Annotated in this window: 11 protein-coding genes; 2 read left to right on the plus strand and 9 right to left on the minus strand. The window is 36.8% G+C overall.

Annotated elements, in window-relative coordinates; all coding sequences use genetic code 11:
• Positions 1–178: 178 nt before the first annotated feature.
• The 4 genes from LPB89_RS11945 to gltB form a co-directional block, all read right to left on the minus strand.
• A complete protein-coding gene (locus tag LPB89_RS11945) occupies positions 179–493 on the minus strand; it encodes a GIY-YIG nuclease family protein (RefSeq protein WP_230702025.1) in 315 nt (104 codons plus the stop codon).
• A 535-nt stretch (positions 494–1,028) separates the two neighbouring features.
• Entirely contained in the window at positions 1,029–2,252 is a 1,224-nt protein-coding gene (lysA, locus tag LPB89_RS11950; protein WP_127336861.1) for a diaminopimelate decarboxylase, read from the minus strand.
• 590 nt (positions 2,253–2,842) lie between these two features.
• Positions 2,843–4,297 carry a glutamate synthase subunit beta gene (locus tag LPB89_RS11955; protein ID WP_230702026.1) on the minus strand — a complete coding sequence of 485 codons (1,455 nt, stop codon included), beginning with the start codon at positions 4,295–4,297 and terminating at the stop codon, positions 2,843–2,845.
• 99 nt (positions 4,298–4,396) lie between these two features.
• On the minus strand, positions 4,397–8,914 hold the full coding sequence (gene gltB / locus LPB89_RS11960; RefSeq protein WP_230702027.1) for a glutamate synthase large subunit: 4,518 nt from the start codon (positions 8,912–8,914) through the stop codon (positions 4,397–4,399).
• A gap of 417 nt (positions 8,915–9,331) precedes the next feature.
• Between gltB and sucC the strand changes: the two genes are divergently transcribed.
• Positions 9,332–10,525: an ADP-forming succinate--CoA ligase subunit beta gene (gene sucC, locus LPB89_RS11965; protein ID WP_026986007.1), complete on the plus strand. Its 1,194-nt coding sequence runs from the start codon at positions 9,332–9,334 to the stop codon at positions 10,523–10,525.
• A gap of 962 nt (positions 10,526–11,487) precedes the next feature.
• Here sucC and LPB89_RS11970 read toward each other — a convergent pair.
• The 4 genes from LPB89_RS11970 to LPB89_RS11985 all read right to left on the minus strand — a co-directional run bounded on the left by LPB89_RS11970 (position 11,488) and on the right by LPB89_RS11985 (position 14,994).
• Complete coding sequence (locus LPB89_RS11970) at positions 11,488–11,952, minus strand: DUF1456 family protein (protein ID WP_230702028.1); 465 nt, start codon at positions 11,950–11,952, stop codon at positions 11,488–11,490.
• Between the two features lie 177 nt (positions 11,953–12,129).
• Positions 12,130–13,161 carry an aminotransferase class I/II-fold pyridoxal phosphate-dependent enzyme gene (locus LPB89_RS11975; protein WP_230702029.1) on the minus strand — a complete coding sequence of 344 codons (1,032 nt, stop codon included), beginning with the start codon at positions 13,159–13,161 and terminating at the stop codon, positions 12,130–12,132.
• Positions 13,162–13,166: 5 nt separating this feature from the next.
• A complete protein-coding gene (locus tag LPB89_RS11980) occupies positions 13,167–14,177 on the minus strand; it encodes a dipeptide epimerase (protein WP_230702030.1) in 1,011 nt (336 codons plus the stop codon).
• A 16-nt stretch (positions 14,178–14,193) separates the two neighbouring features.
• Complete coding sequence (locus LPB89_RS11985; protein WP_230702031.1) at positions 14,194–14,994, minus strand: alpha/beta hydrolase; 801 nt, start codon at positions 14,992–14,994, stop codon at positions 14,194–14,196.
• Between the two features lie 56 nt (positions 14,995–15,050).
• Here LPB89_RS11985 and LPB89_RS11990 point away from each other — a divergent pair, with 56 nt between their 5' ends.
• Positions 15,051–15,452, plus strand: a complete 402-nt coding sequence (locus LPB89_RS11990) for a TerB family tellurite resistance protein (RefSeq protein WP_230702032.1) — start codon at positions 15,051–15,053, stop codon at positions 15,450–15,452.
• A 20-nt stretch (positions 15,453–15,472) separates the two neighbouring features.
• Here LPB89_RS11990 and LPB89_RS11995 read toward each other — a convergent pair whose 3' ends face one another.
• A complete protein-coding gene (locus tag LPB89_RS11995; RefSeq protein WP_230702033.1) occupies positions 15,473–16,705 on the minus strand; it encodes a hypothetical protein in 1,233 nt (410 codons plus the stop codon).
• Positions 16,706–16,817 lie beyond the last annotated feature (112 nt).

Genomic DNA, 16,817 nt, shown 5'->3' on the forward strand with positions numbered 1-16,817 from the left:
ATAATAATCCAATAATGTGGATTTGTAATTAGTGTAAGGATTTGAGTTTAGCAAACCCGACAGGTTTTAAAAACCTGTCGGGTTTGTTGTGCGTAAAGTTTGTCATTTCGACGGAGGAGAAATCTTCGTAAGTAACTCTACAAAGCGAGGAAATATAGTCTGAAATCTGCTTGTAAAATCATGCAAATAAATCATTCAAAAAATCCAGATTTGGGTTAATAGTTTTTATCAATTCGATTTTCTTTTCCCTGCGCCAATCTTTTACTTCTTTTTCTCGTGCAATTGCTTCTTGAATCCAAGTGAATTTTTCATAATAAAGCAAGTACGTAACATTATACTTTGATGCAAAAGTTTTATTTCCATTGGTTTTGTTTTCTGTATGTTGAATTAAGCGAATTTTCAAATTATTGGTAACCCCTGTGTAAAAAACAGTTTTAGATTTGTTCGTTATGATGTATATGTAGTAAGTATGATAACCTTCTTGTAGTTGCATTTTTCTTTTTTTGCTAAAGATATTAATTTTAAGATTTTTCTTATAATTAAAATTTTAAATCGATATACGTTGCAGAGTTTCTTGTGAAGATTTCTCCTTCGTCGAAATGACAAAAATGGGGATAATTTGTGTGTTGATTTCGAATGGAAGTTATGGTTATACTTTGCGGAGTTTCTTGCGAAGATTTCTCCTTTCTCAAAATGACAAAAATGGGGATAATTTGTGTGGTTTGATTTCTAAATGAAGGTATGGTTATTAATTTGCGGAGTTTCTTGTGTGATTTATCCTTCGTCGAAATGACAAAAATGGGGATAATTTGTGTGGTTTGATTTCGAATGAAAGTATGGTTATTAATTTGCGGAGTTCTTGTGAAGATTTCTCCTTCGTCGAAATGACAAACATTATGGTTACTTTGCGTGGGCTTCGACTTCGCTCAGCCTGACATAAGTTTGCCAATCTAAAATCAGAACTATGCAATAAAAAAATCCCGCTTCAAAATGAAACGGGACTTAACAATATTCTCTTTTTTTTTATTTTAAACTGTTGCAGCAACTTCTTCTGGCAACGGAATTTGATTTTTAAGTAAATCTTCGAATGTTTCGTGTTGGCGGATCAGGATTCCTTTTCCGTCTTTCCATAAAACTTCGGCTGGTTTGTACCTTGAATTATAGTTCGAAGACATCGAGAAACAATAGGCTCCGGCGTTTCTGAACGCTAGAATATCACCTTCAGTAATTTCTGAAATTCTGCGGTTGTTGGCAAAAGTATCAGTCTCACAAATGTATCCCACCACAGAATAAAAACGCTCTTTTCCTTTTGGGTTCGAGATGTTTTCGATATAGTGTTGTGAACCATAAAACATAGGACGGATTAAGTGATTGAAACCACTGTCAACTCCGGCGAAAACCGTTGAGGTTGTTTGTTTTACCACGTTTACTTTGGCTAAGAAGAAACCTGCTTCACTCACCAAAAATTTACCTGGCTCGAAAATCAAGGTTAAATCCCGGCCATATTCGGCACAGAAAGAATTGAATCTTTTGGATAATTTTTTACCTAATTCTTCAATATCTGTTTCGATATCGTCTTTTTTGTAAGGAACTTTAAATCCGCTTCCGAAATCTAAAAACTCCAAATCTTTAAAGTGTTTAGCGGTATCAAAAAGGATTTCAGCAGCATAAAGGAATACTTCGATATCAAGAATATCAGATCCTGTATGCATGTGAATTCCAACAATACTCATTTTTGTATTCTCTACAATTCGCAATATGTGCGGAATTTGATGTACCGAAATTCCGAATTTACTATCGATATGTCCTACCGAAATATTAGCATTTCCACCCGCCATTACGTGCGGATTGATACGGATGCATACCGGAATCTGAGGATATTTTGTTCCGAATTGCTCCAGAATAGATAAGTTGTCAATATTGATTTGTACACCCATCGCAGCAACTTCTTCGATTTCTTCCAAAGAAACGCCGTTTGGTGTAAAAAAGATTTTGTCAGGATCATAGCCAGCATGAAGTCCTAATAAAACTTCCTGAATCGATACAGTATCTAAACCAGACCCCATGTTCTTTAACAACTGAAGAATCGCAACATTAGACAATGCCTTCATGGCGTAATTAACTCTCAAATTTTCTACCTTAGAGAAAGCTTTCGTTAATCTGTTGTACTGAGATTGGATTTTTTCGGCATCATAAACATATAATGGACTTCCAAATTGGTCTGCTAACTGCAGTAAATCTTTTGCTTGCATTTTTAAACTATTTTGGGCAAAGTTATTACACTTTTGACTAACAGCAAATTATTTGTAGAAAAATAACAAATTGTAACAAATTGTTTGTTTTTAAACAAAAAGTCGGTTATTTCGAATTTTTATAAAATTCTCTTTTAGGTTCTGAGAGACTAAGACTCTAAGATACTAAGTTTTTTGTCACGGAATAAAGATTAGCGTGGATTTTTTATTTTTTTTGTTTGCCAAGAATTTCACGAATTTCCACTAATTTTTTTATTGTGGAATTTTATAATTATCACCGTAATTACTTAGCCGATTTGTTTACAATCTGAGAAAAACATAGCTAACGGTTTCAAACGTTGGAGCGCAATCCAAATACGTTTCCCACGGTTGGAACCGCGGGCTATATTTGAAGATCAGATTTTTAATTTGCTAAATCAGCCACCTGAGCGATAGCGAACAGGCGAAGCAAAACCTGCGAGAAAAACAAAACCCCTGAATTAATATTCAGGGGTTTGTGGTAATTATGTTATTTAAGTAATAAAGAGTAAATAAAATGGTAGAAAAAAAACTCAGTCCCTTAGCATCTTAGTATCTCAGAACCTTAAAAATTACAAACTCGGTAAATCCCCGTTTCCTTTAGTTGGCAGGTTGGTAGAGCCCATTAAGAACAAATCTACTTCTCTTGCTGCTTCACGGCCTTCTGAGATTGCCCATACGATTAAGGATTGCCCTCTTCGCATATCACCGGCAGTGAAGATGTGAGGAACGTTGGTCTGATAGTTTTTAGCTTTATAATTGCTTCTCATATCAATTTCAAGCCCTAATTGCTCGCTTAACGTTTTTTCCGGACCTGTAAATCCTAAAGCCAGTAAAGCTAAATCGCAAGGCCAGATTTTTTCGGAACCTTCTTTTTCGATTAATTCAGGACGCTGACCCGGAGTCATTTTCCATTGTACTTCAACGGTTTTTAATCCTACAAGTTCTCCTTTATCATTGGATAAGAATTCTTTTGTATTGATTAACCAGTTTCTGTCGCAGCCTTCTTCGTGAGAAGAGGATGTTTTCAACTGCAACGGCCAGAAAGGCCAAGGTGTTGATTCGCTTCTTCCAACCGGAGGTTTTGGTAAAATTTCAAAGTTAGTCACTGATTTTGCTCCGTGTCGGTTTGATGTTCCAACGCAGTCAGAACCTGTATCTCCACCACCAATTACGATGACGTCTTTTCCGGTTGCCTTAACCTGGTCCGGAATGGACTCTCCGTATAAAACTTTAGTTTGCTGTGTTAAGAAATCCATTGCCTGAACAACGCCTTTGCTTTCGATTCCTTTAGTTGGCAAACTTCTTCTCTCTGTTGCTCCACCGCACAATACGATAGAATCGAAAGCATTCAGTTCTGCAACGCTAAAGTTAACACCCACATTTACATTGGTTTTGAAAGTGATTCCTTCGGCTTCAAGGATGGCTACACGTCTGTCGATAATTCCTTTTTCTAATTTGAAATTCGGAATTCCGTAGCGCAATAAACCTCCAATAGCATTGTCTCTTTCAAAAACGGTAACGGTATGACCCGCTCTGTTCAATTGCTGGGCAGCTGCGAGCCCTGCAGGACCCGAACCAATAACGGCTACGGTTTTTCCTGTTCTGGTTAATGGTGTTTGTGGTTTGATCCATCCTTCGGCAAAACCTCTTTCGATGATGTTTTTCTCGATGTTTTCGATCGCAACCGGTTCTTTGATGATGCCCAGTACACATGATTTCTCACATGGAGCAGGGCATAAGCGGCCCGTAAATTCCGGAAAGTTATTAGTCGATTGTAAAATCGCTAAGGCACTCTGCCATTCTTCCTGATGTACCATGTCGTTGAAGTCAGGAATTAAATTTCCTAACGGACAGGCACTGTGGCAAAAAGGAATACCACAATCCATACATCTTGAACCTTGTTCTTTTTTCTTATCTTCTGCTAACGGAATGGTAAATTCGTTGTAGTTCGAAACACGTTCTGCTACTTCTAAATTACTTTCGTCGGCTCTGTTATATTCTTTAAATCCGCCTATTTTACCCATGACATTTTTAATTAAAATAAAGTTTTAAAATTCCAATGCTTAAATTCCAATCCCGATAGCTATCGGGACTAAAATCTAAAATCTGAATTCTAAAATCATTTATCCAGCTATTAATTCTTCTATTTTTTTCTCTTCTGCAATTCGCTGTAATGCTTTTTTGTAATCGGTTGGCATTACTTTTACGAAATTGTTTTGTTGGTTTTCCCAGTCTGCTAAAATTCTTTTTGCTAATGGACTGTTGGTGTACAAAGAGTGGTTTTTGATCAGTTTTCGTAATTTGGTTACGTCTTCTTCTTCGATAGGATCAAAGGCAACCATTTCCATGTTGCACACTGTTGCATCGAATTGTTGTTTAGGATCGTATACATAAGCCACACCACCGCTCATTCCGGCTGCGAAGTTTCTTCCTGTTTTTCCTAAAACTACAACTGTACCACCTGTCATGTACTCGCATCCGTGATCTCCAATTCCTTCGACAACCGCAGTTGCTCCGGAATTTCTCACACAGAAACGCTCTCCGGCCATTCCATTAATATACGCCTCTCCGGTAATAGCTCCGTAAAGGGCAACGTTCCCGATAATGATATTTTCTTCAGGTTTGAAGGTGGCAGTAGGAGGTACCTTGATAATTAATTTTCCTCCTGAAAGTCCTTTTCCTAAGTAATCATTACAGTTTCCGTGAATTTTAAACGACAATCCATTGGTAGCAAATGCACCAAAACTTTGTCCGGCAGAACCTTCAAAATCAACTAAAATAGTGTCTTCAGGTAAACCTTGTGCGCCATATATTTTTGAGATTTCATTACTCAAAATGGCACCTACAGAACGGTCTGTATTTTTAATTTTAAATGTAACTCTTGTTTTTTCTTTTCTGTAAATAGACGGAATCGCTTCTTTGATAATTTCGAAATCCAATACATTTTCCAGGTTGTGATCCTGTTCTGTTGTATTGTGGTTCGGAACTGTTTTTGCTTTCTCCGGTTTGTACAAAATTGATGATAAATCCAAACCATTGGCTTTGTAATGTTTGATCGCTTTGTTCACATTTAATTTTTGTGACTGACCCACCATTTCTTTCAAAGTTCTGAAACCTAACTGTGCCATGATTTCTCTTAACTCTTCTGCAATAAAATACATGAAGTTGATCACGTGCTCCGGAGTTCCCTTGAAGTTTTTTCTCAATTCAGGATCCTGAGTCGCAATACCAACAGGGCAGGTATTTAAGTGACAGGCTCTCATCATGATACAGCCTGAAGCGACAAGCGGGGCAGTGGCAAAACCAAATTCTTCAGCACCTAATAAGGCAGCAATAGCTACGTCACGACCTGTTTTCAATTGTCCGTCGCACTCTAAAACGACACGGCTTCTTAAATCGTTTAATATTAAAGTTTGCTGTGCTTCGGCTAAACCAAGTTCCCATGGAATACCGGTATGTTGCAAAGAAGTCAATGGTGCAGCACCGGTTCCTCCGTCATAACCTGAAATCAGGATTACGTCGGCTTTTGCTTTGGCAACACCGGCAGCAATGGTTCCAACGCCTACTTCGGAAACTAATTTTACGTTGACACGTGCGTCACGGTTGGCATTCTTTAAGTCGAAAATCAACTGTGATAAATCCTCAATAGAGTAAATATCGTGGTGCGGCGGAGGTGAAATCAAACCTACATAAGGTGTAGAGTTTCTGGTTTCAGCAATCCATGGCACTACTTTTTCTCCCGGAAGCTGTCCGCCTTCTCCTGGTTTAGCACCCTGAGCCATTTTAATCTGAATTTCTTTTGCATTTGTCAAATAGTTGATCGAAACGCCAAAACGTCCTGATGCTACTTGTTTGATGGCACTGTTTCTGGAATCTCCGTTGATTTCTTTCTGGAAACGTTTCGGATCTTCTCCACCTTCTCCGGAATTACTTTTTCCGCCAATTCTGTTCATGGCAATCGCTAAATTCTCATGTGCTTCTCTACTGATCGATCCGTAAGACATCGCACCGGTTTTGAATTTCTTCACGATTTCGGTCCATGGTTCTACTTCGTCAATAGAAATTGGATCTAAATTGTTGAATTCAAATAAACCTCTGATCGTCATTAGGTTTGAGCTTTGCTCATTGACCATGTCAGAGTATTCTTTATAGCTTTCCGGACTGTTCAGGCGAACGGCCTGTTGTAATTTAGAAATCGTAGTCGGGTTGAACATGTGTTTTTCCCCACCTCTTCTCCATCTGTAAATACCTCCGATTTCCAAAGGCAATAAGTTGGCGATTTTTGAATTTGGAAAGGCTTTCTGGAAACGTTTTTTTACTTCTTTTTCCACTTCTATCAAACCAATTCCTTCGATTCTGGAAGGCGTGTAAGGGAAATATTTAGAAGTAAACGTTTTATTTAAACCTAAAATCTCGAAAATCTGGGCAGCTCTGTACGAATGTAAGGTAGAGATACCGATTTTGTTCATGATTTTAAGGATACCTTTTGCAATCGCTTTGTTATAGTTGATAATAGCGTAATCTGCTTTCACTTTTGTAATGAATCCCTGGTTGACCTGATCGTGAATGATCTCGTTTACCATGTATGGATTAATGGCACTGGCACCATATCCGAACAATAAAGCAAAATGATGCGGTTCGCGTGGCTCTGCAGATTCGATTATGATTCCGAATTTAGAACGAACTTTCAGGATGTTTAAAGAGTGGTGGATGTAAGAACAAGCCAGTAACATCGGGATTGGAGCCATTTGCTCGCTTACGCCTCTGTCTGAAAGAATGATAATATTACAGCCTTCAGAAACCGCTTTAAATGTAGCCTGAACACATTTCTCCAACGCACGCTCCAGACCGTTAACTCCTTTTTCTATTTTGTATAAAGTAGAAATGGTAGCCGATTTGAAATCTTCGTGGTCAATGTTTCTGATTTTATCTAAATCTTCATTGGAGATAACCGGATTCTGGATTTTTAATTTTTTACATTGTTTTGCTTCAATTTCGAAAATATTAAAATCTCCTCCAATGGCTAAACTGATGTCGGTAATGATTTCCTCACGAATACCATCCAGAGGAGGATTGGTCACCTGAGCAAATAATTGTTTGAAATAGTTGTACAATAATTGCGGCTGATCTGATAAAACGGCCAATGGCGTATCATTCCCCATAGAACTGATGGCTTCAGCACCATCTGATCCCATTGGATTGATAATTGTTTTTAAATCTTCGATCGTATAACCGAACAAACGCTGTCTGGTCTGAAAATCAAGTTTTTCAACAGGAACAGGATTGTTGGTGTAAGGAACTTTAGCTAAGGGTAACAAGTTTGCTTCAACCCATTCTTTGTACGGACGCTTGGTTACAATTGCTTTTTTTATTTCTTCATCTTCAATAATACGGCCTTCGTTCATATCTACCAGGAACATTTTTCCCGGCTCTAAACGACCGTGCTGAATTACATCTTCCGGTTCGATATCCAGTACACCAATTTCTGATGACATGATTACGAAACCGCTTTTTGTCAACGTGTAACGGGAAGGACGCAATCCGTTTCTGTCCAGTAAGGCACCAATTACGTTTCCATCGGTAAACGGAATCGAAGCGGGACCATCCCAGGGCTCCATGATGCAGGAGTTGAATTCGTAGAACGCTTTCTTTTCTGCCGACATCGTCTGGTGTTTTTCCCAGGCTTCCGGAACAACCATCATCATGGCTTCAGGCAAGGATCGGCCGGTCATTAATAAAAGTTCAATAACCATGTCCATAGAAGCAGAATCTGATTTTCCTTCTAAGATAATCGGAAATAATTTTTTGATATCATCACCAAAAATTTTGCTTTCCATTAATTCTTCACGGGCACGCATTCTGCTTACATTTCCACGAAGCGTATTGATTTCACCATTGTGACACATATATCGGAATGGCTGTGCTAAGTCCCATGAAGGGAAAGTATTGGTAGAGAAACGCTGGTGTACTAAGGCCAGACGGGTCACTAAATCGGGATCTTTTAAGTCGATATAATATCGGCTAATGTCTTCCGGCATCAGTAAGCCTTTATATATTATAGTAGTGGTCGATAAACTAGTAAAGTAAAACATATGACTTTCGGAGGTTTTGGATCCTCTAATCGCGTGTTCTGCAATTTTTCTAGCTGCAAAAAGTTTTGCATTAAATTCTTGTTCCGTTAAATCCTGACCGTTTTTGCTAACAAAAACCTGTTTAACAGATGGTTCTTTTTCTGCGGCAATCTGCCCTAAATTTTCTACGTCAACGGGTACGTCTCTCCAGCCTAAAACCTTTAAATTCTGGTCTTTGATTGTTGATTCGAAAGCATTCATGCAAAAAGTAACCTGGTTTTTGCTTTTTGGTAAAAAAACCATTCCTACTGCATACTCACGCGTTTCAGGGATTTCAAAATCACATACTTTTTTGAAAAAGTCATGTGGGATATCAAATAAAATTCCAGCTCCATCTCCAGTTCTTCCATCAGAACTAACTGCGCCACGATGTTCCAGTTTTATTAAGATGTCCAATGCTTTGTGAATGATGTCATTAGATTTAATACCATTCAAATTACAAATAAATCCTGCACCACAATTGTCGTGTTCAAATTCAGGCAAATAAAGCCCTTGTTCTTTAACTCTCATTCTTGATATTTTTTCTACAAAAATAAAGATTTCGTTAAACATAATGTATTGAAATTCTAATTTCGCTTACATTTTTGTTGTAATATTAGAAAAATGATTCTTAAATGATAATAATATTGCAGAACGCATTGTGAAATGACAAAATCACAATTTACATTGTAATATATGAAATGAAATTGCGTGTAAGGCTTTGGAATCAGTGAAGTTTTTGTTAAATATCAAACTATTTGACGGTTTTTAGTTAACATTTTAGAAGCGATAGTTTAACGATTCCTTTTCTTTGGAAATAAATAATGGTTTAATGTCCTTTTTATGGCATTTTTTAATTGAAAAAAGATTTTACTATTCAGTTGAATTTTGCTATTTTTGTCGCACTTTTATTCTGAAATAAATTCAGAACCAGACAAATTCTATATTATGAACATACACGAATATCAAGGAAAAGAAATTTTAGCGAGTTACGGAGTACGCATTCAACGCGGAATTGTGGCTAACAATGCAGTTGAAGCTGTAGCTGCTGCAAAACAATTAACTGCCGAAACCGGTACAGGATGGCACGTAATTAAAGCACAAATTCACGCAGGTGGCCGTGGAAAAGGTGGTGGAGTGAAGCTTGCTAAAAACTTACAACAAGTTGAAGAAATTGCAGGACAAATTATCGGAATGCAATTGATTACACCTCAGACTTCTGCTGAAGGTAAAAAAGTAAACAAAGTTTTAGTAGCAGAAGATGTTTACTATCCTGGTGAAAGTGAAACTTCTGAATTTTATGTTTCTGTTTTATTAAATAGAGCTACCGGTCGTAATATGATTATGTATTCTACTGAAGGTGGAATGGATATTGAAGAAGTTGCGGAACACACACCACACTTAATTTTTACTGAAGAAGTTGATCCTACTGTTGGATTACAAGGTTTTCAGGCAAGAAGAATTGCCTTTAACTTAGGTCTTTCAGGAAATGCTTTCAAAGAAATGGTAAAATTCATCGATTCATTGTACAATGCTTACATTGGTTCTGATGCTTCTATGTTTGAAATCAACCCGGTTTTGAAAACTTCAGATAACAAAATTATGGCTGTTGATGCTAAAGTAAATATCGATGATAATGCTTTATACAGACAACCAAAATATGCTGAGATGCGTGATATCCGTGAGGAGAACCCAATCGAAGTGGAAGCTAAAGAAGTAGGTTTGAACTATGTAGATCTTGACGGTACTGTAGGATGTATGGTAAACGGAGCAGGTCTTGCAATGGCAACTATGGATTTAATTAAATATGCTGGTTTTGAGCCTGCTAACTTCCTTGACGTTGGTGGAACTGCTGATGCAAAACGTGTTGAAACGGCTTTCCGTATTATCTTAAAAGATCCTAACGTAAAAGCTATTCTGATCAATATTTTTGGTGGAATCGTTCGTTGTGACCGTGTGGCGCAAGGAGTTGTTGACGCTTACAAAAATATGGGTGACGCTATTAAAGTGCCAATTATCGTTCGTTTGCAAGGAACAAATGCTGAAATTGCAAAAGAATTAATTGACAATTCAGGTATGCCAATTTTATCAGCTGTTCAGTTTCAGGAAGCTGCTGATCAGGTTAAAGCTGCATTATCTTAATCAAATAAGAAATCAATTATATAAAAAATCCCTTCGATATTCGGAGGGATTTTTTTTTGGAGTTAATTTAACCGCAAGGCACGCAAGGTTTTTTTATAGAAGTCTATACAAACGCAAAGTTCGCAAAGCTATCTGCATAGGGATTTGCGAATTTTGGCAAATATGGCCCGCGGTTTCAACCTCGGGTACATAATGTGATAATGATACAATCTTCTGAACATCCCCGCGGTTGAAATCGCGGGCTATATTAAAATTATGATCTTTTTTAACAGAAAAGTTCGCAAAGCTATCTGCATAAGGATTTGCGTATTTTTGCGAACATGGCCCGCGATTTCAACCGCGGGTACACAATGTGATATAATACAATCTTCTGAGGATCCCCGAGGTTGAAACCGCGGGCTATATTAAAATTATGATCTTTTTTAACAGCAAAGTTCGCAAAGCTATCTGCATAAGGATTTGCGAATTTTTGCGAACATGGCCCGCGGTTTCAACGCGGGTACACAATGTGATATAATACAATCTTCTGAGGATCCCCGAGGTTGAAACGCGGGCTATATTTAAAATTATGATCTTTTTTAACAGCAAAGTTCGCAAAGCTATCTGCATAAGGATTTGCGAATTTTTGCGAACATGGCCCGCGGTTTCAACCGCGGGTACACAATGTGATATGATACAACACATCTCTGAACATCCCTGCGGTTGAAACCACGGGCTATATTTAAAATTATGATCTTTTTTAACAGCAAAGTTCGCAAAGCTATCTGCATAAGGATTTGCGAATTTTTGCGAACATGGCCCGCGGTTTCAACCTCGGGTACACAATGTGATATGATACAATCTTGGTTGAAACCGCGGGTTATATTTAAAATTATGATCTTTTTTAACAGCAAAGTTCGCAAAGCTATATCAATAATAGCCTTGCGAACTTTGCGTAAATCGTAGCGCCCTTTGCGGTTAAATTATTTTTTATTCTTCCCGTTTTTGTAAACCACTTTTTCTACCACCTGTACTTTAGGCGCCGTTTTTGTGTTGTTTTTCTTGAAAGGCTTTTTAGCTGCAGGACCAGTTTTAGAAGGTGCTTTATCGCCTCTAGCTCTTTCTGAATCTTTAGGAGCAGCTTTGAACTCAGGTCTTTCTTTAGTGGTATCTTTTTTTGGAATTTCAGCTTTATGCTTTGCTAAAACATCATTCGGATTTTTAGGGTTTTCTTTGGTGCCTCTTAAATGAATTACTAATCCATTCAGGAAGTTACGCAAAACCTGATCACCGCATTCCATATAATTTTCATGATCTTCGGCTCTGAAAAAAGCTCCTAATTCTGATTTTGTAATTCTAAAATCTACTAATTCTAAAATCTCAACTATTTGGTCGTCACGGAGCATCAAAGCCACGCGCAGTTTTTTTAGGATATCGTTGTTCGTCATCGTTTAATTTTTTACAAAGGTACATTTTAAAAGCAATTAGAGGGCAATTTGGGTTTAGAATTAAAAGCAAAGACTATCGGTATTTTTACGCAAAGTCGCGAAGTCGTAAAGTAAAAAAAATCAAACCTTGGCATCTTTGCCACTTTGCGTGAGATTGACTAAGTATTTTAATTTTTCTTAATGAGTATTATTACTGTTTAAAACACTTATTAATTTATCTAAATCTTCCGGCAGATGATTGGCGGTTACTACAATCCTATTGAGGTTATCTGCGTTTTGTTTGTATTTAAAACTGGCGATTATGATCTTATTTTCTTTTAATACATCAATAACATTTTTGTCTTTCAGATAGAGTAAAGGATAACTTTTATCAAATTTAATGGAGTCATTTTTGACCAATTTCTGATCGATATACTTTAAATTCTCAACTAATTTTTGATGTTGTTTGGGATATATTTCAGCAGCATCAGCCAAAGTCTGTACGAAAGCAGGATTCATTCCGGCAGCAGAACCGAAGATTTCTGTTTTTTTTATTTGATCGATAAAAGAAGCATCGCTTGCAATTACACCTCCCGTTAAGCCAAAAGCTTTGCCTAAAGAAGAAACCATAATTTTTCTTTTTATCGGAAGATTGATTTCAGAATAAATTCCACAGCCATTTTTGCCTAAAATCCCCAGCGAATGTGATTCATCAATAAGAAGCGTAACTTCTTTGTTTTTTGAAATTTCTCTCAAAATATTTAAATCAATCGGATTGGTTTCAAAAGAAGGAACTCCGTCCGTTAGGATTGTAATTTTTTCTTCTTTGTCGTCCAGTAATCTTGAATTTATTTTACCGGCAATAAAAACCGGTAAACTGTTGTTTGTTTGAATCGCCGTATGAAGATCATCAAAATGAAAAAAAGTATCAGTTTGTTTTTTCAATTCGTCGATTACCAGTTTTCCGGCTAACATTCCGGAGGAAACGGTAACTACAGCTTCTGCTTTACTATAATTTGCTAAAAAAGTTTCTCCGTTTTCATATGCTGTAACTTTTACATTTGCATTTCTGGAACTTCCATATGTCGTTCCCCATTTCAGGATATTTTTCACAGCCAATTCCTGAAAAGCTTTATTTGTGGACAGACCCAGATAAGCGGTTCCGCCAAAATACAAATACTGTTCCTGGTCTATTTCGATAATACGATCCGGAAATTGATTGACATTCATTACAGCTAAATTAAAGTTACACCCGTTCCGTTTAGTTCTGAATAGCTTATTACTCCATTTTTTATTGTTACTCCGGTTGCGATATCCTGTGCCAAAAGTAATGCGCCGTCCATGTCAACATAATCCAGTTGTGGCAATAAATGGGCGATTGCCGAAATTCCCACCGTAGATTCGGTCATACAGCCCACCATGGTTTTCAATCCAAGTTTTTTAGCTTCTTCAATCATGCGTTTTCCCGGAGTCAGTCCGCCGCACTTGACCAATTTGACATTTACACCATGAAAATAGTTATGGCATTTTGCTACATCTTCTTCGATAATACAGCTTTCATCTGCAATAACAGGCAAAACGGAATGTTTGTAGACTTCTTTGTGGGCTTCCCAGTCGTCTGCTCTCATAGGTTGTTCCAGAAACTCAACCCCTAATTTTTTTAATTCAACGGCATTGTTAATGGTTTCTTCAACTCCCCAGCCACAATTGGCATCGATTCTGAAAATGGCATCCGTATGTTTTCGTAATTCCTTTACAATGGCAATGTCTTCCTGGGTTCCCAGTTTAATTTTATAAATCGGCCACGGCAGTTCCTGCATTTTGGAGACCATTTTTTCGATCGAAGCAATTCCGATAGTATAATCGGTCATTGGATTTTTATCGGGAGAATAGCCCCATAATTCATATAGTTTTTTACCTTTTTTGCGGGCATACCAATCGTTATAAGCCATATCCAAAGCACATAAAGCAAACATGTCGTGTTGTAAGAAAGGATATATTTTGGCCCAGAAAGCTTCAGGAGTTTCATTTTCGGTACTTTCAATAAGATTTCTGATGGCTTCTAAATCCTGCATCATGACCGGAACCGTTGTTTTATAATACGGATTGGAGGTGGCTTCTCCAAAACCGGAAAAACCATCACTTTTGAGTTCAACAATCAACGAAGGCTGAAAATCAATGGATTCTCTGGAAATGGTAAAGGTGTGTTTTAATTTCAGATTGTAATCTCTTAATATCAATTCCATAATGTCTTGTTTTAATTTAATATTTCAGCCATGAAAGTGCGCCAACAAAGCTGTCACGCCAGAGTTTTTCATTATGTTCCCCGCCTTTTACAATTTTCGATTTAGTAAGGTGAAGGCAGTAACAACGTTTTGTATCTAATAAACGTTCCATTTTGGTCATATCCTGTACCATGTTCTCATCTTCTTTGTCACCGCATAAAAAGTAAATTTTGGTCTTAATTTTGGGCGTTTTTTCCGTTAAGGTGTAAATGTCTTTCGAGAACCAGAAAGAAGGGGAAAACACAGCGGCTTTGCCAAAAACTTCCGGATATTTTAAAATGGCATAATACGACACCAGTCCGCCAAGTGAGCTGCCCATGATAAGGGTGTTTTTGGCTTTTGTTTTGGTCCTGTAGTTTTTATCTATGTATGGTTTTACTGTCTTTACGATAAAATCGAGATAATTATCCGCATTTCCGCCACCGTATTTTTCATTTTTGAAGGGTGTTAATTCGTCGATTCGTTTTTCGTTTCCATGCGCTATTCCGACAACAATTACCTTTGCTTTTAGGCTGTCCAGTTTTTCGTCAACATTCCATTCGCCCACGTAAGAAGTTTTGGCATCAAACAAATTCTGCGCGTCGTGCATGTAAATCACGGAATATCTTTGGTCTGAAGCGCTATAATTTTCGGGTAAGTAAACCCAGATTTTTTTTGTGGTTTTCAGTTGCGGGGCTTCCATCGTAAAAGTAGAAACGTTTTTGGAGGCGGTACTTTCCTGAGCCCTTCCGCTAAAGATTAGGAATGAAAAGATAAAAAAGAAGAATACCCGATTCATATGCTCTATTGTGTTTTAGATTTAAAAACAATATTTTAGCTAAAAATAATAAATTGATGGATACCGAAGCACAAAAGAGAAGTTTACTTTTAGAAATGATTGCTTTCTCAACAGTCGATGGTCAGCTGCATAAAAGGGAATTGGAATTTTTATGGCTGGTAGCCCGGGAATTGAATATTGAGAAGAAAGATTTCCAGGATTTATTTCATCAGGAAAGTGTTCCGATAAAGATAAAATCCGAATTTCAGCGCATTCAGCAATTCTACAGACTGGCTTTGATCATGCATTGTGATGGTATCCTGCATGAAAAAGAAGCCAAAGCGATCCGTCAAATCGCAATAGAAATGGGATTGAACCCAAACGCCACCAAACGGATTTTGGATCTGATGCACAAAGCACCGAATGCGATGATTAACGCTAAATTATTGTTGAAAGTTTTTCAGGAACAACACAATTAATTGGCGTAGTATAACTCAGATTAATCTTTTTTTTTTATAACCATTTTTAATCCTATTCCTGTTTGAAAATCGGGAGCATTATCTAAATTTAAATCTTCTCTGAAATAGACAAAATAAGAAAATTTTCTTGTTGAGTACGTACAGATAAAATTCCATCCTTCTAAATTGTCATACAAATGAGATATCGTTTTTTGCCAATGTGTATTTATTCTTTCTCCCGTTAGCACAATATGATCGATATCTTTCTTTTTAAAATAGGAAGTTTGAAAATTATAATTAATGCCATACGAAAGATGGTTCTTGTTTTTGAGTTTTATTTTGTAATGAACAAGGCCTTCAAAGCTGTATAAAAAATCCTGATTGCTTATATTTACCCGATCTCCGTATTCTACAAAATGCTGACGTAAAATTCCTCCACTGGCACCAAAACTTAGAATGTTTTTATCTTTGATAATCATTTTTTTTAGAATAGAAGAAGAAATTCCAAAATCAGCAACAGCATTATATCGAGAAGTATTAATACCAAGCTGAGCACCAAAATTTAGATAAATATAATGTTTTTCATTCATCTCTAATTTAGGATAATAGTTGTAATTGATATCAATTCCGGGAATCGTAAAATTACCATTATTCATTGTCAAAACTTTACCGTTTTCATCTTTATAGGATATTCCAGCTTTATTTAGACCATAATATTGTCTCGAAAACGGATCTTTTCCACCGGCAATATTGCGATGAAACCATTCGATTGTTTCATCTGAAGTAAAAATAGAATAAGGATATTTTCCACCATCAAGAGAATTAGCACGCAAACTGAAATTGAGTTCGTGGTGAACCGTAATAGGCAATGTAAAAGTGAATCGATACGATCGAATAACTCCGTCTGCTGCAAATTCTTTAATTTTAGAAGGAACTTTATTTAAATCAAATGAATATTCACGATCATGCCACGGTAAATTTTCGGCTGTTTTTTGATCGTTTGGATCTGTTAGTTCGTATGATTTTACATAAGGAAGAACAATATTTCCACTTGAAACCTCAAATGAAAAAAAATATTTATCAGGAGACCGAACATTAAAATTGTGATTTAATCTGGAAATGTAAATTCCAAATGGATGAGTAGAAAGTATATAAGGCTTTATAATGTCTGAAGAATTTTCTATTTCTTTATTCCAAAAATCGTTGTTATCAGATTGTGCTATGGCGTGGCAGCTAAAAACAAAAAAAATAAAAAGGAGTAAAGAATGCTTCATTTCAGAGTTTTAAATTTTTTTAAAACTAATGAATTTGAAATTCTTTATAAAATATTTCACAGATAAATTTAAGAATAAATTCCTCTTTGTTTTTTATTCAATTATTTTAAAA

Source organism: Flavobacterium sp. ENC (assembly GCF_020991415.1).
In the GTDB taxonomy this organism is placed as follows: Bacteria; Bacteroidota; Bacteroidia; order Flavobacteriales; family Flavobacteriaceae; genus Flavobacterium.